Origin of the sequence: Paenibacillus medicaginis (genome assembly GCF_042138635.1) — a bacterium.
Lineage (GTDB): Bacteria > Bacillota > Bacilli > Paenibacillales > Paenibacillaceae > Paenibacillus > Paenibacillus medicaginis.
On sequence record NZ_JBHIRY010000004.1, the window covers coordinates 247,633 to 268,227 of the forward strand.

19 protein-coding genes and 1 pseudogene are annotated in these 20,595 nt (G+C 53.3%); 15 read left to right on the forward strand and 5 right to left on the reverse strand.

Annotation, left to right across the window (positions count from 1 at the left end; genetic code table 11):
* Positions 1-20 precede the first annotated feature (20 nt).
* The 3 genes from ACE5LO_RS06710 to ACE5LO_RS06720 all read left to right on the forward strand — a co-directional run bounded on the left by ACE5LO_RS06710 (position 21) and on the right by ACE5LO_RS06720 (position 2,736).
* Entirely contained in the window at positions 21-698 is a 678-nt protein-coding gene (locus ACE5LO_RS06710; protein ID WP_375519245.1) for a GntR family transcriptional regulator, read from the forward strand.
* A gap of 92 nt (positions 699-790) precedes the next feature.
* Positions 791-1,885: a mannonate dehydratase gene (uxuA, locus tag ACE5LO_RS06715; protein ID WP_375519246.1), complete on the forward strand. Its 1,095-nt coding sequence runs from the start codon at positions 791-793 to the stop codon at positions 1,883-1,885.
* Entirely contained in the window at positions 1,882-2,736 is an 855-nt protein-coding gene (locus ACE5LO_RS06720; RefSeq protein WP_375519247.1) for an SDR family oxidoreductase, read from the forward strand. The genes uxuA and ACE5LO_RS06720 overlap by 4 nt, the downstream gene beginning before the upstream one ends.
* 372 nt (positions 2,737-3,108) lie before the next feature.
* Here ACE5LO_RS06720 and ACE5LO_RS06725 read toward each other — a convergent pair whose 3' ends face one another.
* Positions 3,109-3,819 (reverse strand): MBL fold metallo-hydrolase, encoded by a 711-nt coding sequence (locus tag ACE5LO_RS06725; RefSeq protein ID WP_375519248.1) that lies wholly within the window; start codon positions 3,817-3,819, stop codon positions 3,109-3,111.
* A gap of 69 nt (positions 3,820-3,888) precedes the next feature.
* Positions 3,889-4,476 carry a TetR/AcrR family transcriptional regulator gene (locus tag ACE5LO_RS06730; RefSeq protein WP_375519249.1) on the reverse strand — a complete coding sequence of 196 codons (588 nt, stop codon included), beginning with the start codon at positions 4,474-4,476 and terminating at the stop codon, positions 3,889-3,891.
* A 247-nt stretch (positions 4,477-4,723) separates the two neighbouring features.
* On the opposite strand from ACE5LO_RS06730, the gene ACE5LO_RS06735 reads away from it, so the two are divergent.
* The 8 genes from ACE5LO_RS06735 (at position 4,724) to ACE5LO_RS06770 (ending at position 14,655) form a co-directional block, all read left to right on the forward strand.
* Positions 4,724-6,256 carry a PucR family transcriptional regulator gene (locus tag ACE5LO_RS06735; RefSeq protein ID WP_375519250.1) on the forward strand — a complete coding sequence of 511 codons (1,533 nt, stop codon included), beginning with the start codon at positions 4,724-4,726 and terminating at the stop codon, positions 6,254-6,256.
* Positions 6,257-6,379: 123 nt separating this feature from the next.
* Entirely contained in the window at positions 6,380-7,039 is a 660-nt protein-coding gene (locus ACE5LO_RS06740) for an aspartate/glutamate racemase family protein (RefSeq protein ID WP_375519251.1), read from the forward strand.
* 52 nt (positions 7,040-7,091) lie between these two features.
* The gene (locus tag ACE5LO_RS06745) at positions 7,092-8,699 is read left to right on the forward strand and encodes an OPT/YSL family transporter (protein WP_375519252.1); all 1,608 of its coding nucleotides are present in this window, start codon (positions 7,092-7,094) and stop codon (positions 8,697-8,699) included.
* Between the two features lie 11 nt (positions 8,700-8,710).
* Positions 8,711-9,772, forward strand: a complete 1,062-nt coding sequence (locus tag ACE5LO_RS06750; protein WP_375519253.1) for an S-methyl thiohydantoin desulfurase family protein — start codon at positions 8,711-8,713, stop codon at positions 9,770-9,772.
* 44 nt (positions 9,773-9,816) lie between these two features.
* Positions 9,817-10,749, forward strand: coding sequence for a DUF1177 domain-containing protein (locus ACE5LO_RS06755; protein ID WP_375519254.1), 933 nt, complete (start codon positions 9,817-9,819; stop codon positions 10,747-10,749).
* A 99-nt stretch (positions 10,750-10,848) separates the two neighbouring features.
* Positions 10,849-11,520, forward strand: a complete 672-nt coding sequence (locus ACE5LO_RS06760; protein WP_375519255.1) for an AroM family protein — start codon at positions 10,849-10,851, stop codon at positions 11,518-11,520.
* 75 nt (positions 11,521-11,595) lie between these two features.
* Entirely contained in the window at positions 11,596-12,540 is a 945-nt protein-coding gene (locus tag ACE5LO_RS06765) for an aminopeptidase (RefSeq protein WP_375519256.1), read from the forward strand.
* Positions 12,541-12,876: 336 nt separating this feature from the next.
* Positions 12,877-14,655: a polysaccharide deacetylase family protein gene (locus ACE5LO_RS06770; protein WP_375519257.1), complete on the forward strand. Its 1,779-nt coding sequence runs from the start codon at positions 12,877-12,879 to the stop codon at positions 14,653-14,655.
* Between the two features lie 98 nt (positions 14,656-14,753).
* On the opposite strand, the gene ACE5LO_RS06775 is transcribed toward ACE5LO_RS06770, so the two are convergent.
* Together ACE5LO_RS06775 and ACE5LO_RS06780 are read right to left on the reverse strand one after the other, a co-directional pair.
* A complete protein-coding gene (locus ACE5LO_RS06775) occupies positions 14,754-15,062 on the reverse strand; it encodes a hypothetical protein (RefSeq protein WP_375519258.1) in 309 nt (102 codons plus the stop codon).
* A 413-nt stretch (positions 15,063-15,475) separates the two neighbouring features.
* Positions 15,476-15,853 (reverse strand): MerR family transcriptional regulator, encoded by a 378-nt coding sequence (locus ACE5LO_RS06780; RefSeq protein ID WP_375519259.1) that lies wholly within the window; start codon positions 15,851-15,853, stop codon positions 15,476-15,478.
* Between the two features lie 230 nt (positions 15,854-16,083).
* Here ACE5LO_RS06780 and ACE5LO_RS06785 point away from each other — a divergent pair, with 230 nt between their 5' ends.
* The gene (locus tag ACE5LO_RS06785; protein WP_375519260.1) at positions 16,084-16,827 is read left to right on the forward strand and encodes an SDR family oxidoreductase; all 744 of its coding nucleotides are present in this window, start codon (positions 16,084-16,086) and stop codon (positions 16,825-16,827) included.
* Positions 16,828-16,903: 76 nt separating this feature from the next.
* Here ACE5LO_RS06785 and ACE5LO_RS06790 read toward each other — a convergent pair whose 3' ends face one another.
* Positions 16,904-17,836, reverse strand: a complete 933-nt coding sequence (locus ACE5LO_RS06790) for an AraC family transcriptional regulator (protein ID WP_375519261.1) — start codon at positions 17,834-17,836, stop codon at positions 16,904-16,906.
* A 174-nt stretch (positions 17,837-18,010) separates the two neighbouring features.
* Between ACE5LO_RS06790 and ACE5LO_RS06795 the strand changes: the two genes are divergently transcribed.
* From ACE5LO_RS06795 to ACE5LO_RS06805, 3 genes and pseudogenes are all read left to right on the forward strand, one after another.
* A complete protein-coding gene (locus tag ACE5LO_RS06795; protein ID WP_375519262.1) occupies positions 18,011-20,182 on the forward strand; it encodes a glycoside hydrolase family 52 protein in 2,172 nt (723 codons plus the stop codon).
* A gap of 117 nt (positions 20,183-20,299) precedes the next feature.
* Positions 20,300-20,425 (forward strand): annotated as a pseudogene (locus tag ACE5LO_RS06800) (hypothetical protein); the annotation flags it as partial.
* Positions 20,426-20,436: 11 nt separating this feature from the next.
* Positions 20,437-20,529: a hypothetical protein gene (locus tag ACE5LO_RS06805; protein ID WP_375519263.1), complete on the forward strand. Its 93-nt coding sequence runs from the start codon at positions 20,437-20,439 to the stop codon at positions 20,527-20,529.
* The last annotated feature ends 66 nt before the right edge of the window (positions 20,530-20,595 follow it).

Below are 20,595 nucleotides of genomic sequence, written 5' to 3' on the forward strand. Positions count from 1 at the left end.
GTGAACAAGGAGGTGAATACATGGATGAAACCATGTACCGCCAGAGCGGATCGGCCGGAAACTCTGTTTATATCCGGCTGAAGCAGCAGATGATGAGCCTCGAGCTGCCGCCCGGTACCGCTTTGTCCGAGAAAGAAACCTCCATCCGCTTTCAGGTCAGCCGGACCCCGGTACGCGAAAGCTTCGTCAGACTCGCCCAGGAAGGGCTGGTGCTGGTGCTGCCGCAGCGCGGTACCAAAGTATCTCTGATCGACACAGGGCTTGTGGAGGAGGCCCGCTTCATGCGCGAGCATCTGGAATGCGCCGTGATACGCCTGGCCTGCGTAAGCTTCCCTGAAGAGCAGCTTGCGCAGCTGGAAGCGAATCTGGCGCGGCAGCGGGACAGTATTGAAATCCATGATGGACACCGGCTGTTCGATCTGGATGAAGAATTTCACCGCATCCTGTTCGAAGGCTGCGGCAAGCTCGCAACCTGGACCGTCATGCAGCAGATGAACATTCATTTTAACCGGTTGCGCATGCTGCGGCTTGATACGAATCCGCATTGGTACCATCTCTATGAGCAGCACAGCAGGATGGTGGAAGCGATCCGTGAGCAGTCCCCGGATACAGCTGAACGGATCATGCACGATCACTTGAATCTCGGTGTGGCGGATTTGAGTGTCCTGCGGGAGCAGTATCCTGAATATTTTAAATGAGCTCTTGCCCAAGGTTCAGGCGGATGGCGCCTGTTCCGCGGGAGCGACGGTATTTTGTAAGCGTTATCTATTAAAAGAAAGGCGGTGCCGCCATGCGAATGACATTTCGCTGGTTTGGAGAAGGCAATGACACGGTTTCTTTGCAGCAAATTAAGCAGATTCCGGGTGTAGAGGGCATTGTATGGGCGCTGCATGATGTGCCTGCAGGCGAAGAATGGCCTATGGAGAAGATCGTGGAAATCCGGCGGCAGGCCGATCAGGCCGGGCTGCATCTGGAAGTGGTGGAGAGCGTCAATGTGCATGAAGATATCAAGCTGGGGCGGCTTACACGTGATCTGTATATCGGGAACTACATACGCACCATAGAGAAGCTGGCCCAGGTCGGCGTTAAGGTGATCTGCTATAACTTCATGCCGGTGTTCGACTGGGTACGGACCGATCTGCACAAGGAAACGGAAGACGGAGCTACTGCGCTCTTTTTTGAGAAATCCAAAATTCATGGCACCGACCCGTTCGAGCTGGTGCGGCAGATTAACGAAAACAGCACGCTCACGATGCCCGGCTGGGAGCCAGAGCGCCTGGAGCATCTCACGTCGCTCTTTGAAGCCTATAAAGGCGTGACTGAAGAGGATCTGTGGAAAAATCTGCAGTATTTCCTGGATGCCGTCATTCCTGTTGCAGAGCAGAACGGAATCCGAATGGCCATCCATCCTGACGATCCGCCATGGCCGATCTTCGGGCTGCCGCGCATCATTACGGGCCAGGACAATCTGCGTAAATTTCTGGCGCTGCATGGCAGTCCGGCCAACGGCATCACGCTGTGCAGCGGCTCGCTTGGCGCCAATCCGGATAACGACATCATAGGGATGATTCACGAATTTGCCGACCGCATCCCGTTCGCCCATATCCGCAATGTGCGGGTATTCGATAACGGTGACTTTATCGAGACCTCGCACAGGACACAGGACGGGACCGTCGATATTTCCGGTATTGTGAAGGCCTACCACGATGTCGGCTTTACCGGTTATGCCCGGCCGGATCATGGCCGCCACATCTGGGATGAGCAGTGCAGACCGGGTTACGGCCTGTATGACCGTGCGCTCGGCATCATGTATTTATGGGGTCTGTGGGACGCCTACCAGCGTGGTGCAGATGTGCCTGCAGCTGCTAAGGAGGCCGTACAATGACCACACTTCCCCTTCATCCTGCCTTATCCGGAAGAACAGCCGTCGTGACCGGCGGCTCCGGCGTGCTGTGCAGCGCTATGGCGAAAGAGCTTGCCCGCCAGGGCGTCAAGGTCGCTATTCTGAACCGTACTGCCGAAAAAGGTGAACAGTTGGCTCAAGAGATTCGCTCGAATGGCGGAGAAGCTATTGCGGTGGCCTGTGACGTGACCGATACCGAAAGTATGAAGCAGGCCGAGGAGACGGTTCGCCGCCTGCTCGGTCCTTGTGACATCCTCATAAACGGGGCAGGGGGCAACCATCCGAGCGCCAACACGAGCCGCGAGATATTTTCCCCCGACGACCTGGGTCAGCCGGGGGTGACGACTTTTTTTGATCTGAGTGTACCGGGCTTCCGCAATGTGCTGGACTTGAACTTCGTTGGAACTTTAATTCCGACACAAGTGTTCGCCAAAGGGATGATCGGGCGTCATGGCGCTGCCGTGCTCAATATTTCCTCCATGAGCGCTCCCAGCCCGATGACGAAGGTTCCAGCCTACAGCGCCGCGAAAGCGGCTATCAATAATTTTACCCAGTGGCTGGCTGTGCATTTGGCTGAGGCGGGGATAAGGGTGAACGCGATCGCTCCGGGATTTTTCCTGACCGAGCAAAACCGGCAGCTGCTCACCCATGAAGACGGCTCGCTCACCGAGCGCTCGGCCAAGATCATCGCCCACACCCCGATGCGGCGCTTCGGGGTGCCGGAGGATCTGCTCGGCACGCTGCTCTGGCTCGCCGATGATACTGCCTCCGGCTTCGTAACCGGTACCGTCATTCCGGTGGACGGCGGCTTCATGGCGTATTCGGGTGTATAGCTTTTCCGGTTGTCGGACATATCGAGAGCATAAACGGGGCTGTTCCAAAAGCTATGATTATAGCTGAGGGACAGCCTCGTTAGCGTTGCATTAACTTCTTCACAAGACAACTTGCAGCCCTGATCTTTTTCAGATTTCCGCAAAAGCTCAGGTTTTCGAGCCAATATTGCACCCACTGGAAATCTAACGGTTGAAGCTGCTGCTATTTTACGAAAAAAGGCCTCTTCTAGATTCTAACGGTTGCGACCGCCGTTATTTGCCTTAATCTAAGCGAAAATAACCGGGTTTAGTAAAATAAGCGCAAGGGCAACCGCTAGAATTTGAAATCAACGATCTTGGCCCCAATAGCGGCTGTGGCACCCGTTAAAATTGTTAAATACCAAGACGACGCCCGAAATCCTCCACCGCTTCTTGGATGGCCGTTTGCGGTGCGTCAATCATAGGCCCGTGGCCGACAGCCAGCAGCGAAGGCTTCATCTCCTGCAGCTTGCGGGCACTATGCCAGGCTGTCTCCTTGTGCCAGGTCGCCAGTGCCGGAAAGGGAAAGAGCGGGACCACTCTCCCGGCAACGGCAACCCTTCCGCGTGTTACAAAGGCATCGCCCGCCAGCAGCGCACCTGTCCGGGTATCCATGAATGCCATGGAGCCGGGCGTATGTCCGGGGGCACTGACAGCCTGCAGCGATCCTGCCAGGTCCCCTTCCTCAAGGAGAATATCCGGCCGGGTGTGAAGCTTGGATGGTACCCCGCCCCGCACCGGAACGTTGGGCTCAGCAGGGTCCAGGGACACATCGCCGGCCAGCAGCCGCGCATCACGACGCGAAATATATACAGGAGCTTCTGGAAAATGCTGCTTCAATGCATCCAGAGAGCCAACATGATCATTATGCGCATGGGTGAGCACAATGCGGGTGATCGGTTTTCCGATCCGCGCCGCCGCGCTGATGATGCCTTTTGCACTAGAAGGGAGCGCAGCATCCACCAGTGTCAGTCCCCCCTCCTCCTCGACCAAATAACAATTCACAGGAAAAAAATCCGGAAGAAAAGTCAACTGGTGCAAATGCTGTCTGCTTTGAACTCGCATAGGACGGCGTCCTCCTTTAATTTGATGCTTTGATTTTAACTAATATAATTAGTTTTATCAATAATAAAATTAGTTTTCGGGTTGCCGATAGCGTATTTGCTCAAGACCTGCTGTAAAAATGTCCATCACAAACCGGAGGCTGTCATCCTTCCCGACAGGCATTTCGAAACCACCGCTGCCCTCAATGGACGCAAATCCATGCAGCAGGCTCCGCCAACCGCGCACTGCATGCACGACCTCCTCTTCCGTCAAGGAGTACCCGGCAGACAGCACCCTGAACACAACCTCCGCCGCCTTATCGCTAATACGTCTAACTTCCTCATCCTTTAAATTGGGCGCAAGCATCATTGCTTCATATAACCCTGGGCGGGTACGGGCAAATTCAATATAGGCCGCCGCCATGTTCAGAACAGCCTCCCGTCCCGCATGGCCGACGGCAGCCCGGGTAAGCACTCCCTCCAGCTCCCTCATGCTGTACATGGCAAGCTCCCTGCGCAATCCCGCCATTCCGCTGATATGGTTATAGAGGGAAGGCGGGCGAATTTGCAGCTTGCCTGCGAGTGTCGTCAGCGTCACTTCCCCCATTCCCTGCTCGTTGGCGATCTCCTCCGCCGCCTGCAGCACCCTCTGCAGGGTGAGCCCCTGCCTTGGTGACATATAGGATCCCCCTTTACTCTCCACTGTATGAAAGCGGTCATTATAGAACAAGCACAACCTCACCCGTTATTGTAACTAATCTGCTTAGTTTAGACAAAATAAAAAAATGACGTAATGTCACATTAATTAACCTATGGCCAAAAAATAACCATACTTTTCATTGAATATATTACATAGAATGTCAGGACAGGCAAGGGAAATTGGGATAGACTTATCAACAACTAAAAGCGGGAACAGGGTGAAGAATATGAATCGAAGCGGGTTGACGGTGCGGGAGCTGCTCAAGCTTCCTTTCTTCAAGGATGCAAGGCTGATCAGCGGAGATCAGGGCCTCGACCGGGTTGTACGTTACATTGATATTCTGGAAGTGCCTGATATCAAGTCCTGGCTGCGTGAAGGGGAAATGATCATGACGACCGGTTATTCGGTGCGGGATGACCCTTCTCTGCTGGCGGGACTTGTGGAAGAATTGGCGCATGCCGACGGGGCTGCGCTTGCCTTCAAGCCGGAGCGATTCATCGGCAGGGTCCCTCAGGATATGGTGGATATGAGCAATCTCTATCACATTCCCGTGATTGAGCTGCCTCCCGGCATGCCTTATATAGACATCACATTTACGGTGATGGAGCAGATTGTCGACAAGCAGGCTGCCCTGCTCAGAAGGTCTGAAGAGGTGTACACGACACTGACACATCTTGTGCTGAACAACCGCGGCATCCAGGCCGTGGCCGACCATGTAGCGAAGCTGATCGGATCAGGGATCTGCATTGTGGACAGGGCCGGGGAAATGCTTGTCTCCTCCTCGTATATTGCCTCTTCCGAACGCAGCGGGGACCGCTCCCATTGGGAGATTACGGTAGACAATCAACTCGTAGGCAAGCTGGTCGTGGCCAAGGAGGAGCTGGACGAGCTGGATCTGGTGTGTATCGAGCAGGCCAGGCTTGTCTTTGCTCTGGAGCTGATGCGAAGCAAAATCGCCAAGGACACCGAGCTCCGGCTACAGGGCAGTTTTTTTGAGGAGCTGCTCATGGGCGTTCACCCTTCCAGGCAGGAGGTTGAAGACAAGGGCAGACAGCTCGGTCTGCAGCCCAACTGGACATGGCAGGTCTGCCTGATCGAGGGAGGCCAGCAGCTATATAACGAAGGCTCCTCTTTTGCGATACAACTGCAAGAGCTGGTTCATCAGGAAGCCGCGAAGCGCAAGGTACGCGGCTATGTGCTCCCGCAAGGAGAGCGGCTGCTACTTCTGCTGTCCACCACGGCAGGTGACTCCACAGCGAGAAAGCAGCCGCACAAGGAGTGGATTCAGAGCCTGACGCCATTTCTCCAGCGCTGGAGCCTTATCCGCGTCGGTTTTGGCAGCAAAAGGCCTCTGTGGGAGCTCAATGCCGGGTACATGGAGGCCCGCAAGGCTGTCGCCATCGGCACCAGACTGGATCGCGAGCCGCATATTTACTCCTTCGAACAAATTGAAATGCTCAGCTTGATGCTGGAAGCTGGAAGCTTTGTTAACTTCGATACGGTCATCGACCGCAATTTGGGCCAGTTGGCCAAATATGACAAAGAAAATGATACGGACCTGGTAACAACGCTCTATTATTATCTGACGACCGGCGGCAGTCTGATGGAAACGGCCAACCGTATGTATATTCACCGCAACTCTGTCAAATACCGAATTGACCGGATTAAAGAGCTGACTGACATTGATCTGGATAACTCTGTCAACCGACTGATGTACCAGCTGTGCAGTGCTTTTTATCTGGTTAAAAAAACGGATTAAACAGAGGGTCATTGTGCTTTGAGCACAATGACCCTCTGTTTGTTTTGGCATATGAGTACATTGTTTATATTTATGCGGCTCTCTACAATGTTAAATAACATCACACAGGGGAGGTTGAACTGAATGATAGGCGTAATACGTGTTTTCACAACTGATAACCAGGACGTTTTGGAACAACACGGAAGGATCATTACAGAAAAGTATGGTGTTCAAGTGATAAGCAAGAGCATCCCGGATCAGCCTTTGGGAATCTATGATGATGAGACGGAAGAAATCGCAAATCCCAAGATCGTTGAGCTGGGGAAAAGCATGGAACATGATGGCTGCAAAGTGCTGATTATCAGCTGCGCAGCGGACCCGGCCATCGATGCCCTTCGGCAAAGCGTGTCCATTCCCGTCATTGGCGCAGGCAGTGCCGCATCCTACAGTGCGCTCGCTACCGGGCTTCCCGTCGGCGTTATGGGTATCACTAAGGAGGCTCCTGCGGTTGTATCAGGCCTGCTTGGCAGCCGGCTGGTCAAATATCTTCGTCCTGAGGGAGTCACCAATACGACAGATATTCTGACACCATCCGGACGCGAAAAAGCTATCGAGGCAGCGCAATCTCTTATCGATCAAGGAGCCAAGGTTATTCAGTTTGCCTGCACCGGCTTCTCTACCATCGGACTGGCTGATGTGCTTAGAAACGAGCTGCGGATTCCTGTGATTGATTCGGTGGAAGCCGAGGGCCTGTACGCCTCCTCCCTCTACCTGCAAACCGTGACCGATAACCCGATCCACTAAAAGAGGAATGATTTTTAGGCACTCAATTCATAGATCCGCAGGAGGGTTAACCATGGATAATCAAAAACAGCAGCATCCGACCATTTTTGAACCTGTCTCCCTGATTCTCATCATCGTAACCAGTGTTCTGGGAGCCATTATCGGCATGCAGATTGTAACCTCTCTGGGAGTGACGCCAAATACCGCCATTATCGGCGCCCTGATCGCCATGCTGATTGCCCGGATTCCCATTGCCATTCTCAATAGATTCAAATCGATACACCGGCAAAATCTCATACAGACCTCCATATCATCCGCCACGTTCGGAGCAGCCAACAGCCTGTTGATTCCGATCGGTATTCCATTTGTGATGGGTGAGCCGGATTTGATTCTGCCGATGCTGATCGGAGCGGCGCTCGCCATGTTTCTCGATGCGGCGATTCTGTACAAAATCTTCGACTCCAAGCTGTTCCCCGCGTCGGGCACCTGGGCTCCGGGCGTCGCTACAGCCGAGTCGATCCTCGCCGGAGACAAGGGCGGCAAACGCGCGGGCCTGCTCGGTGTCGGCACACTCATCGGCCTCATCGGCTCCATCCTGCACATCCCGATGTCCGCCTTCGGCGTGGCCTTCATCGGCAATATCTGGGCCTTGACCATGTTCGGTATCGGGCTGCTGATCCGGCAGTATTCCGTTCCTGTTTTCAACATTGACGTCAACGAGCTGTATATTGCCCACGGCATCATGATCGGCGCCGGTATCGTGGCTCTGATCCAAGCCGGCTTCCTGATCTTCAGCAAAACGAAGACCAGGGACCAGCGGGGAGACGGAGCCGCGAAAGCAGCAGCAGAAGCCGAGGAATACACACGTCCGGTCAATGAGGCACGACGGGTGCTGGGCATCGGCTTCCTGCTCTACCTGGTCATTGCCCTGATCATCGCCATCATTGGCGGCCTGATTACGCACATGTCCTTCGGCATGCTGATTGGCTTCATCGTGTTTGCCGCCTTCGCCGCTTTCGTCCATGAAATTATTGTCGGCATCGCGGCCATGCACTCCGGCTGGTTCCCGGCCTTCGCCGTTGCCTTCATTACCCTGCTCGTCGGCATGATGATCGGCTTTCCTCCGCTGGCGCTGGCTTTGCTGGCAGGCTTCAGTGCCGCTACCGGTCCGGCCTTCGCGGATATGGGTTATGACTTGAAGACAGGATACATCCTGCGCGGGAACGGCAAGGATAAAGAGTTCGAGGTTCAGGGCCGGAAGCAGCAGTATCTCGCTTCTCTGATTGCATTCGGTGTGGCCCTGATCACCGTTATCGTGACTTACCAAACTTATTTCGCACAAAACCTGGTACCACCCATTGACAAGGTGTATGTATCCACCATTCAGGCCGGCACCTCCGGCGATGTCGCCCTTCAGCTTCTGCTCTGGGCTATTCCCGGAGCCATCGTGCAGTTGATCGGCGGGCCGCACCGTCAGCTTGGCGTTCTGTTCGCAACAGGCTTGCTGATCTCTACCCCGAATGCGAGCTGGGCTGTACTGGCCGGTATTCTGATCCGTGTCATTGTACTGAAGGTAACGAACAGAAAAGCCGAAACCAACCTCAGCATTCTGGCAGCCGGGTTTATCGCCGGAGACGCGCTTTACAGCTTCTTCAACTCGATCTTTAAAATGAACAAATGAGGTGAGCCGGATTGACCAGAATCAAACTGGATGAACAAATTGTGAAATATGCGGTATACGGCGGCGCTGTTCTGGGCGGAGGCGGCGGCGGCTGGATCAAGGACGGGCTGCAGATCGGAAGACTTGCCCTTGAAGTCGGCCAGCCCGAACTGGTCACCATCGATGAATTCGCCGCTGACGATCTGTTCGTCACTGTCTCCCTGGTCGGTGCTCCCGCAGCCAAGGAGCAGTTCGTCAAGCCGGTCCATTATACCAGAACACTGGAGCTGCTGACGCAGAAGATTGGGCGGCCGATTCAGGCCATCCATACGAACGAGAACGGGGCTGGCACGACGGTGAACGGCTGGTTCCAGTCCGCCATAACAGGCATTCCGCTCGTCGATTTCGCCTGCAATGGCCGTGCCCACCCGACCGGCACGATGGGTTCGATGAACCTGACGGAGGTGGAGGGTTACGTGTCCCACCAGGCGGCGGTCGGCGGTCAAGGGGATCATTACGTAGAGATGGTCATCTCCGGATCGCTCGACAAGGCCTCCACCATAGTCCGCAAGGCCTCTGTGGAAGCGGGCGGCCTCGTGGCGGTAGCACGCAACCCCGTCACCGCAGCCTATGCGAAAGCGAACGGGGCGGTTGGCGCCATTACACAAGCGATTGCCGTCGGGGAAGCGCTGCTCTCCAAGCAGGGGGAGGCCGCAATCGGCGCTGTCGTATCCCTGCTCGGTGGGCAGGTGGCCGCCATGGGCACGGTTACGGATTTCAGTCTGGAAACCACCGGGGGATTTGACGTTGGTACGGTAGTTATCGACGATGCTTACGAAATGACATTTTGGAATGAATATATCACGCTCGAAAAGGACGGACAGCGCTATGCCACCTTCCCGGACCTGATCATGACGCTGGATGCCAAGACAGGCAAACCCGTAATCACAGCCACAGTGGAAAAAGGACAGCAGCTGGCTGTAATCACCGTTCCGAGGGAAAATCTGCTGCTCAGCACCACCATGAGCAACACCAAACTGATGAAGTCGGTTGAAGATATCATTCACAAACCGGTCATCCCGTATCTGAGCTAACGACCGGTAGGAATTGCCACAAACATTACTTGGAGGACAAGCACATGACACTCAAGCAAACATTGATTGCAATCGATGAACTGGACAACGGATATGTGAACGGCGAACAGGTGAAAAGGCTGTTCAACAGCTATCCTGACGTGACTTTTACCGTCACCAAGGTCACCGGCGAGAAGGGAAGTACGGATTTCATCAAGATTCTCATTCCGGGCACGAACGGCAAAAGCAACGGCGGCGATGCGCCAACCTTCGGCATTGTCGGCCGTCTCGGCGGCATCGGTGCGCGTCCGAGCCGGATCGGTCTTGTATCCGACGCCGACGGCGCCGTAGCGGCTGTTGCCTCCGCGTTGAAGCTGGCCGACATGCAAACAAAAGGCGACAAGCTGAAGGGCGATGTGATCGTAACGACCCATATTTGCCCGGATGCGCCAACCCGTCCGCATGAGCCGGTGGATTTCATGGATTCGCCGGTGGATATCCTGGCGATGAACACCCATGAAGTGGTGCCGGAAATGGACGCCATTCTGTCCATCGACACGACCAAGGGCAACCGTGTGATCAATCACAAGGGTATTGCCATCTCCCCTACGGTCAAGGAGGGATACATTCTCCGCGTCAGCGAAGATCTGCTGCGCATCATGGAGATGGCCACAGGCAAATTCGCCGTAACCTTCCCTGTGACGATGCAGGATATTACGCCTTACGGAAATGATCTGTATCATATCAACTCCATTCTTCAACCTGCGGTAGCGACGAATGCGCCGGTGGTCGGTGTTGCCGTTACCGCTCAATCCATCGTACCGGGCTGCGGAACCGGAGCAAGCCATGAGGTGGATATTGCGGACGCCGTCCGCTTCGCTGTGGAAGTGGCGAAAGAAACGACCAACGGAACCTGCGCGTTCTACGACACTGCCGAATTTGACCGCATGACATCACTGTATGGTTCCATGAAGATTTTGCAGACCAGCGGAAAGTAATCCGCTGACGGATGGCAGCGGGCGGCGGGGGATGTATTCCCCCGCTGTTCTTTTTCCCGTTTCGCATGTGTATGCGCAAAACTATGGAGGTGAATGGTAATGAAACAACTGGGAATGATCACGATCGGTCAGGCACCGCGCACCGACGTGGCGCCAATGATCGAGAAATACCTGGATGGACGCGCCGAGCTTGTGCAAGTAGGCGTGCTGGACGGGATGACCAAGGAGCACATTGATGAGCAGCTTGCGCCCGAGGCGGGCGATTATGTGCTAACCTCCCGTCTGGTGAGCGGTGAGTCCGCAGTTATGGGACGCTCCAAAATTCAGCCGCTTCTGCAGCAAAAAATCTATGATCTGGAGGATCTGGGAATCGAGCAGATTTTACTGCTCTGCACAGGTGTATTTCCGGGATTGCAAACACACACTTCTTACCTGATCGAGCCGGATCATATTATTCCGCCGACGATGAAAGCCCTGGTGGGGCCGCGCCGTTTTGGCGTCCTTGTGCCGCTGGAGGAGCAGCGGGAGAATCTGAAGCCCAAGTACACCCCCTACGGGATGAACCCGGTATTTGCCGTCGCCTCCCCTTATGTCAACAACCCGGAGCATTACCGCGCCGCAGCCCTGGAATTAAAGGACAAGGCCGATATTATTTTGCTGGACTGCATGGGGTATACGGAGGAAGCACGCCAGCTGGTAGCGTGGACGTCCGGGAAGCCGGTCGTTTTATCCAACACTATCATGGCCAAACTGGTATCTGAGATGATCTGACACAGTACGCACGGAAATCCTGTTATAATGGAACCGTGAAGTTTCAGACGCAGCGTGATTGAAGGAGGATGACGGATGAATCAACAGCTGGTGGATATCAGTAAAAATGTATTGCAAAGCTGCCTCGGCCTGAAGGCGGAAGAAACCTTCCTGGTCGTGGCGGATGATGTGAAAAAGGAACTTGCCGAAGCTCTGTATGAGGCTGGCAAGCAGCTCGGCGCGGAAGCGATGCTCGTCGTCATGAAGGAGCGATTGAAACCCGGAGAAGAACCACCGCTCGCTATTGCCATCGCCATGGCGCATTCGAATGTGGTCGTCTGTGTGACCGAGCATTCGCTAACGCATACGCTGGCACGCAAGCAGGCCGCCGCAGCGGGCGCCCGCCTGGCCACGATGCCGGGTATTACGGAAGATATGTTCCTGGAAGGCGCTATCTCAGCTGATTACAACCAGGTTATGGCGCTGACCGAGCAGGTCAGCGCCATGCTGACGCCGGCCGAAGCGGTGCGGATTGAAAAAGGCGGATATACGCTCACCTTCTCCATTGCAGGCCGCGAAGGCGTACCCAGCACCGGCATGTACCTGAATCCGGGGGAATCCGGTAACCTTCCATCCGGGGAAGCATACATCGCACCGCTGGAGGGCACGGCGGAAGGCCAGATTCTGATCGACGGCTCCATGGCCGGCATCGGCAAGCTGAGCTCCCCGCTGCTGCTCACGATTGAACAGGGCCGGATTGTAAAAGCGGATGGACCGGACGGACCGAGGCTGCTGGAGATTCTCGGCGAGGGCGACGGCCGCATGCTGGCCGAGTTTGGCATCGGCACAAACGACAAGGCGAGAATCACAGGTGTCGTGCTGGAGGACGAGAAGGTGTACGGCACCATCCACGTCGCTTTCGGCAGCAACAATACGTTCGGCGGAACGATCTCGGCGGGTGTGCATCTCGACGGTGTAGTCGGCCAGCCGGATGTGTATCTGGATGAGAAGCTAATTATGAAAAGCGGGAAGTTTGTTTGAGAAACGCGAACGCTGCGCTAGCCAAGGAAATTGAATGCGAAGAAGAAGCCTACGGAAAATAAACAGGCTTCTTCGTTTTGTTTTTAACTATGTTCGCAATGGTGCTTGCCCCCACAATCCACCTCTATGAAAAATACTCTGCCTATCGAATATACTCTATCCTTTGGAAATACTGACCTGCTGATGTTAGGATATTAAGCGTACTCAAACACTGGCAATTGATTCATATTTTCATATGTTGCAATTTGGGTACAAGTTCTCTAGTTTCTGAAACAATTGCTAGCTATACTATTTAAGTACATTAATTAATATTCACTGAAAGTAGGTCAATTTATAATGAAGCAACGGTATCATCTATTGAAGCTTGTTGTTTTTACCGCAATGGTGATGACATTGGTCTTAACCCCAAATTCTTTAATTCTGGCTTCAAAGCAGCCTAATGGATCTAAACCGGTGTCCTCATCGGGAAGCAAGGCCAATAAAATGGTGGCATTAACCTTTGACGATGGACCAGACAAGAAATATACCGGGAAGGTGCTTGATATTCTGAAAGATCACAAAGTGAAAGGCACATTCTTTGTAGTAGGAGAACGGGTTAAACAATATCCCGGTGTTATAAAACGCATCGTACAAGAAGGCCATGCTTTGGGCAATCACTCGTGGAGTCATTCTCACCTAACCAAGCTTGGCAAAGAAAAGATTCGCCAGGAAATCGTAAAGACGGATGATGCGATTCGTGAGATTACCGGCTTTGCGCCAACGCTGATACGCCCTCCCTATGGGGATTCATCGGCTCAGGTGAAGGAAGAAATTCATGCATTGGGGCATGCACAGGCGTTATGGAATGTGGATACCCGGGACTGGGCGGCGAGCTCCTCGGTTGCCGATATTCTCAAAACGGTGAAGTCAAGCTCTGGTAACAAGATTACCGTGCTGATGCATTCCGGGGGAGGAAAGCGGGATAAGACGCTCACGGCGCTTCCCCAAGTTATCGATTACTACCAATCGCAAGGTTACACTTTTGTGACGATGTCTGAGCTTAACGGTGTAGCTGATAATATGGAGGGATCCACAGCTTCTACTGGAGATACAGACGCTACCAATGGAGGTCCAGACGCTACTAAGCCGGATTTGTCAGCCGATACGACCCAATCTGATGATGCCAGTGTCATCACTGAGCGTAATATTCATTTGATATACAATGGCTCGGAAGTCAATTTTCCGGATGCGAAACCGTTTATAGATGACAATAGCAGAGTACAGGTGCCTGTCAGATTCATGGCGGAGACCTTGAATTTTGATGTAAAATGGGGAGCAAGCGGGAGCCAAAAAAATATTATTCTGACAAAAGACAATGTGAATGTAGATTTGAAGATCGGCGACAAAGCGGCTGTTGTCAACGGAACGCAAATCGATATGGATACTAGCGCCATGATACTTCACGAAAGAACTTATGTCCCGTTAAGGTTTTTGAGTGAGCTTGTCGGAATGGACATTACGTGGAGTTCCGCTGGCGATACCATTACACTGTCTTACAAGGAAACAAAAGACGATAACTCCGATGAGCAGACTCAGACTCAACCGACCCAACCTGATCAACTGGCTCAACCTGGCGATACGTACATAGTGTCTACCCCCAGAGCTACTGTCCAGCAAGCCAAAGCATGGGCAACGGCCAAAGGCGCAACGGATGTGTTCATAGATCTGGCGGATATTGTCTGGGCTGAAGCGCCACTGGTAGGGGTCGATCCGACTGTTGTGTACTGCCAGTTTGCCAAGGAAACGGGCTTTGGAAAATTTGGGGGCATATTAGATGAAACGTTTATGAATCCGGCTGGCTTGAAAACGCCAGTCGGAGGCTCCGACACAGACCACGAGGCACATCAACGCTTTGCCAGCTGGGAGGAAGGGGTTCAGGCGCAGATTGACCATTTGGCGCTGTATGCAGGGGCACCGGGTTACCCTAAAACCTTTACACCTGATCCCAGGCATTTTCCTGGTTTGATGGGGCAAGCAACTACGGTAGAGGCATTAGGTGGAACATGGGCCATTAGTCCTACATACGGCGTCGAAATTGTTAAGATGATGATGGAGTTGGAAGCGACAAGCAGTTAGGTTGCCCACCTTACAATAAACAAGCTCCTGAATGGCCCATGTGACTATTCAGGAGCTTGTTCAGTTTAAAGGACGGCCCATTGGGCCGTCCTTTAGCTCTATTTACTATCTTCTACCTTCACATAAGTGTTACCATAATCGATGATCACTTTGGTTTGAGCCGTTGTCTGTTGGGAATCATGGACGACTTCATCCTGACTGAAATTTTCTTCTGGCAGATCTGTTTTTACATACTGTCCATTTTCCGTGTAGATCTGATCTGGCACTTGATTTTGAAGACTAGGCGGGAGAGGGTCGTAGGTGACACTTTCTTCACCTGAGACATCATTATTGTATGTGACACCTGGAACATCGTTATTGGCATAAATAATGTTTGTTGAAATTCCAGTTAAAGCAATAGTACTCACTGTCAGTACAACTAATGTCCAAGTCGTACGTTGTTTGACTTTCAGTTTTAATGCACCTCATTTCTATTAATTTGTATGCCCATTTCCATAAATCTCTATCTTATTTGAGGTTTCATTGTTGATTACTACAGTAAGACTAATCTCCCGATCTATGCATCGGTAGGGGGCCGTTGTTCGATGAACATGTAACTGGTATAAATACCCAAGTCACTCTCTCAATATACAATATAATTACAGAATAATAAACCCATTTTTCAAGAAATAGATGAGTTCTTCCAGAAATCCAAAAACATCCAAGTGTTAAGAGAATACAACTATTGTTTATTTCGAGGCCACCTGATTGAGACGTCTCAATAGGGAAGACAACATTTTCACAGACGATTGATATACGTGTTCAGCATGTGGTTTCCTTCTTAAGGCAACATTTTCATTAACCCCTTCTCCTGCATGTCATACAGCGCCAGCTTGTAATTGATTTGCTCCAGATATTTATAGGTCTGTTTAATGTCCTCTTCCACCTTCGCCTTATGATCAAGCATCATTTGTTTGCGGGCAGCCAGGCTGCTCTCCCCTTCCCGGTACAAGTCAACGTATTGCTTGATTTCGGACAGCGGCATGCCTGTAGAGCGCAGCGCCAAAATAAAATTCAGCCAGTCCATGCTCTCTTCATCGTAAAAGCGATTGCCGCTTTCATCCCGCTTGACACCAGGCAGTATTCCCTCCCGCTCATAATAACGCAGCGTATATGCCGTGATTCCTGTTTCCTCCGACACTTCTTTAATCGTAGACATCATTTACCCTCCATGAGTTAGAGTTAACTATAATATGATTCCCTTGGATTAGCGCCCATTTTACCAAAAACCCATCCTTCATACCAACATAAATCCTTATATATAAAGGATTTCTTTATATCTTATTTCATTTCAATTCCACGCTTGACTTAGAGTTTACTATATTAGCTAAGATATATTCAAGCCAGTTGGGACTGGTAACTAAAATACAAAACAAGGAGAGATTCGAGATGAAGCAAAAAGTGGCTATTATTACAGGTGCAAGCAGCGGGATGGGAGCCGCAACAGCCAAACTCCTCGCCCAACATGACATTAAAATCATGCTGGCCGCCCGCAGAGAAGACCGTTTGCAGCAGCTGCAAGAGGAAATTCGCAGCGCCGGAGGCGAAGCCAGCTATAGAGTTACGGATGTGACTTCACGCGGTGATGTGGAAGCTTTGGCCGAAGCCACGATTCAAACCTTTGGGCAAATTGACATTATGATTAACAACGCCGGCATCATGCCGTTGTCCTTTTTCCGCCATTTGAAGATGGACGAGTGGGAGCGCATGATAGATGTTAACATCAAAGGCGTGCTCTATGGCATGGCGGCTGTGTACAAGCATATGGAAGAACGAAACGAAGGGCATATTATCAACTTCTCGTCCATCGCCGGACATCTTACCTTCCCTTCAAGCTCCGTCTACAGCGCAACCAAGACTGCAGTACGGGTTCTGACAGAAGGGATGCGGACGGAGTTGGGCGCGAAGCAAAACATTCGCACAACCCTGATCTCCCCCGGCGCGGTTGAAACGGAGCTGTACGGCACCATCACGGATGATTCGATTTATCCGGTACTGGAAAACCTGGGCAGCAAGGAGTGGCAACAGCTTGATCCAAGCGATATTGCCAACACCGTTCTGTTTGCCATCCAGCAGCCCGCAAACGTGACGATCAATGAACTGATTGTCAGACCTACGTCGCAAAGTCTGTAAAGCCAAGCAAAAGGACGACGCCTGTCTAAAACGGGCCTCGTCCTTTTTACTTTTCAGATGAAAGAGTGTATAGGTTTCAGTGGAGCTGAAGCATTCCCTCCCCCTGCCGAACGTCTTCCATCTGCCGGAATTCGCTTGGGGACATCCCCGACCAGCGCTTGAACTGTCTGCTGAAATGGGCGATATCCCTGTAGCCGAGCATGGCCGCAATCTGCTGTACAGGCATGCCGGGATCGGCCAACAGCAGCTTTGCCTCATGCAGGACAAGCCTGGACAGGTACGTGCGCGGCGACTCTCCGAATACCTGTCTGAACACACGGCTGCAGTGGGAGACGCTGATGCCAAGCTCGCCCGCGATGTCGTCGATGCCATAGTGGCGCGCCTCTTCCGTCCCCTGCCTGAATGTCTGATTGGCAATACCCTGCAGGCGGCTCGCGATCTGGTGCGCCAGTTCGGTTCGGTCATAAGCGCCCATGGAGAGGACGGCCGCCTCACTCGACACGGCCTCCCACAGGACGGCAAACAGCTCGAACACTGCGGACTGCATCCGCATGCGGCGGGCGACGGTATTCCCCGTCTCGGACTCCGCCAGATCAAGCAGCTTGGCGAGCATCGGCTTCAGCTGCATCGCCACCGCTCCGTCAGCAGGGAACAACTCCTGCTCCAGACGGGCGAGCAGGGACAGAAACAGCTTGTCGTCGATATCGAAATGCATGCAAAAATAAGTAAAGGGCCTCCCCCCGCTTTTACTTGAGTGAACGATGCCCGGACGCAGCAGCATCAAGTCCCCCGCCTGCTGCACGTAGTGTTTTCCCTCCACATTCATATGCTGCTCTCCGTCCAGCACGACATTAATCTCGTATTGGGTATGCTCGTGTGCGGGATAATCCCATCCGCTGCCCACCCGGCGCGTGTGAATGGCGAACAGATTGACCGTCGTCCGCACATCGGGGAAAAAGGCCTCCTCCACACTGCTGCCCGGCTTGGGTGGTACAAAGCTTGTTCCCATTTCTCGCTCCCCCTGCTCCGCAATATGATTAATGACAGTATATACCGGGATCAGCCCGATTTGGGTAAATGTTTGCGCGATTTGTCAATGGCTCCCCCGCCTGCTCCGTGATAGGCTGTAGCTGAACTATTCAACGGAGTACAATTCAACTCTAATATGAAAGGGGTTTCAGTCATGACGTTAAATCTATTCTTTAATGCGCAGCATTCGCCGATCGGAGCATTTGCCAGCTTCACGCTTGGCTTTCGCGGCGCCAAAGGCGGGCTTGGTATTGAGCTCGGCAAGCCGGCCGACGAGAACGTGTATATCGGACTGCAATCACGGGATGGCGAAGTCTATGAAGCGCTGCCGTTCTTTACGGCTGTTCAGGATGAAAGCGCCAGATACGATGTGGAGAAAAAGGATAAAGAAGCGGATGAAATTTCCCCCTCCGGGACAAAACTGCTGCCATTCGATGTGGCAGCCATCTCGCGCGAGTATAAGGCGGGCACCGATACATGGCACGCCGGTGATCTGACGTTCCGGATCTACTCTCCTGTACGCTCTGTACCTGAGCCGGGCAAAAGCAGCAAAGAAGAACTGAAGGCCGCTCTTGTGCCTGCCGTATTCGTTGAACTGATCGTGGACAACACACAGGGCCAATTCGCACGAAAAGCCTTCTTCGGTTATGAAGGAAGCGACCCGTACAGCGCGATGCGCGTCATTGATCATGCTTCCGCCGGCGGCAAAGGTATCGGCCAGGGCCGCAGCACGGCGATCGTATCCGACGATGACAGTGTCGTGCCCGCACTCGGTTTTACGATTGAAAAGATACTGGGAGAGTCGATGGCAGAAAATCTGACCTTCGGCCTCGGCGGCACGGGAGCGATGCTGATGGAAGTACCGGCGGGTGAGCAGCGGACGTACCGGTTCGCCATATGCTTCTACCGTGGGGGTCTGGTGACCTCCGGCGTTGACGCGTCGTATTATTACACCCGCCTTTTCTCCAATATCGAGGAGGTTTCCGGCTATGCTTTGAGCCACTTCAAGGAACTGACCGCCGCCTGCGCCGCAGCGGACGGCTGGATTGAGGCGGCGGGCCTGTCCGCCGACCAGTCCTTTATGCTGGCACATGCCATTCACAGCTACTATGGCAGCACGCAACTGCTGGACGCGGACGGCGCGCCGCTCTGGATCGTCAATGAAGGCGAATACCGAATGATGAATACGCTGGATCTGACGGCCGACCAGCTGTACTTCGAACTGCTGATGAACCCATGGACCGTCCGCAACGAGCTGGAACTGTTCGTGAACCGTTACAGCTATCATGACGAGGTGTTCTTCCCGGGCGAGGAACGCAAATATCCGGGAGGCATCGCGTTCACTCATGACGTAGGCGTCGCCAATGTGTTCTCCCGTCCGGGATATTCCGCCTACGAGCTGGCCGGCATTGATGATTGCTTTTCCTATATGAGCCATGAGGAGCTGGTCAACTGGCTGTGCTGTGCGTTGGTATATATAGAGCAGACCGAAGACCGGGAGTTCACGGAGCGCATGCTGCCTGTTATACAGGAATGCTTCCAGAGTATGCTGAACCGCGATCATCCTGAAGCTGACAAGCGCAACGGCCTGATGGGACTGGATAGCTCGCGCACGCTGGGCGGAGCGGAGATCACCACGTATGACAGCTTGGACGTCTCGCTGGGACAGTCACGGAACAATATTTATCTGGCGGGTAAATGTTGGGCTGTATATGTCGCGCTTGAAAAGCTTTTTGCTGCCGAGGGTCTCGCAGAGCTTTCCCGTGAGGCAGGGCAGCAGGCGGATAGATGTGCTACCACGATCACCAGCCACATAACGGATGGCGGGTACATTCCGGCCGTCATCGCGGAGGGTAATGATTCCAAAATTATTCCCGCCATCGAAGGCCTGATTTTCCCGTACTTCACCGGCTGTGAAGACGCCCTCAGGGCGGACAGCCGCTTTGGGTCCTACCTGCAGATGCTCAAGCAGCACCTGGAGACGGTGCTTGTGTCGGGAACCTGTCTGTTCGAGGATGGAGGCTGGAAGCTCTCCTCCACCAGCAACAACTCCTGGCTCAGCAAAATCTATCTGTGCCAGTTCATCGCCCGCGAAATTCTCGGACTCGCCTGGGAGCAGGAAGGGCACGCGGCCGATGCCGCCCATGCAGCGTGGCTTACTCATACGGAGCATTCCTACTGGGCCTGGAGCGATCAGATCCTGGCAGGCGACATTATCGGCAGCAAATATTATCCGCGTGGCGTGACCGCCATTCTGTGGTTATTTGAAGGAAAGGGCAACCGATTGACGGCCGGACTGCAAGCGCAAACCAAGCAATTTGCCTGACGGCATTTTCCGGGAGGACATAACATGTATAACTACATCGGCGCTGACGCGGTGCAGTCCGGGTATGAAGCCTGGCTACGGTACCGTCCTGTACCGGGAGCCAGCATGCTGACGTAAGCGCTGCAGCCGTACGGCGGGCTGGTCATCTGGCGCTGCTTCGTGTACGACTGCAAGCAGGATTGGTGCGACCGCTCCACCGACCGCGCACGGGCCGCCTATGACCACTTCAAGCCTTTGGACGGCTGGAGCACCAGATGGAGCATGCCGGGGAATGGCGCGATATGATCAATACGTATTTCTTCCGCAAAAGCGGAATTCCGGATGAACACGAACGCACCATCTGTTAGGAGCATAATATTACACTATGTCCCCCACATATGCAGCAGCTGCGAGCCACATCGCAGCTGCTTTTT

Bases quoted from the DNA above. Each gene is read 5' to 3' on its own strand.
- ACE5LO_RS06785 (WP_375519260.1), top strand. From the start codon at position 16,084: ATGAAGCAAAAAGTGGCTATTATTACAGGTGCAAGCAGCGGGATGGGA.
- ACE5LO_RS06790 (WP_375519261.1), bottom strand. From the start codon at position 17,836: ATGGGAACAAGCTTTGTACCACCCAAGCCGGGCAGCAGTGTGGAGGAG.
- ACE5LO_RS06755 (WP_375519254.1), top strand. From the start codon at position 9,817: ATGACACTCAAGCAAACATTGATTGCAATCGATGAACTGGACAACGGA.
- ACE5LO_RS06795 (WP_375519262.1), top strand. From the start codon at position 18,011: ATGACGTTAAATCTATTCTTTAATGCGCAGCATTCGCCGATCGGAGCA.
- ACE5LO_RS06735 (WP_375519250.1), top strand. From the start codon at position 4,724: ATGAATCGAAGCGGGTTGACGGTGCGGGAGCTGCTCAAGCTTCCTTTC.
- ACE5LO_RS06710 (WP_375519245.1), top strand. From the start codon at position 21: ATGGATGAAACCATGTACCGCCAGAGCGGATCGGCCGGAAACTCTGTT.
- ACE5LO_RS06770 (WP_375519257.1), top strand. From the start codon at position 12,877: ATGAAGCAACGGTATCATCTATTGAAGCTTGTTGTTTTTACCGCAATG.
- uxuA (WP_375519246.1), top strand. From the start codon at position 791: ATGCGAATGACATTTCGCTGGTTTGGAGAAGGCAATGACACGGTTTCT.
- ACE5LO_RS06780 (WP_375519259.1), bottom strand. From the start codon at position 15,853: ATGTCTACGATTAAAGAAGTGTCGGAGGAAACAGGAATCACGGCATAT.
- ACE5LO_RS06760 (WP_375519255.1), top strand. From the start codon at position 10,849: ATGAAACAACTGGGAATGATCACGATCGGTCAGGCACCGCGCACCGAC.
- ACE5LO_RS06740 (WP_375519251.1), top strand. From the start codon at position 6,380: ATGATAGGCGTAATACGTGTTTTCACAACTGATAACCAGGACGTTTTG.
- ACE5LO_RS06805 (WP_375519263.1), top strand. From the start codon at position 20,437: ATGGAGCATGCCGGGGAATGGCGCGATATGATCAATACGTATTTCTTC.
- ACE5LO_RS06745 (WP_375519252.1), top strand. From the start codon at position 7,092: ATGGATAATCAAAAACAGCAGCATCCGACCATTTTTGAACCTGTCTCC.
- ACE5LO_RS06720 (WP_375519247.1), top strand. From the start codon at position 1,882: ATGACCACACTTCCCCTTCATCCTGCCTTATCCGGAAGAACAGCCGTC.
- ACE5LO_RS06765 (WP_375519256.1), top strand. From the start codon at position 11,596: ATGAATCAACAGCTGGTGGATATCAGTAAAAATGTATTGCAAAGCTGC.
- ACE5LO_RS06730 (WP_375519249.1), bottom strand. From the start codon at position 4,476: ATGTCACCAAGGCAGGGGCTCACCCTGCAGAGGGTGCTGCAGGCGGCG.
- ACE5LO_RS06725 (WP_375519248.1), bottom strand. From the start codon at position 3,819: ATGCGAGTTCAAAGCAGACAGCATTTGCACCAGTTGACTTTTCTTCCG.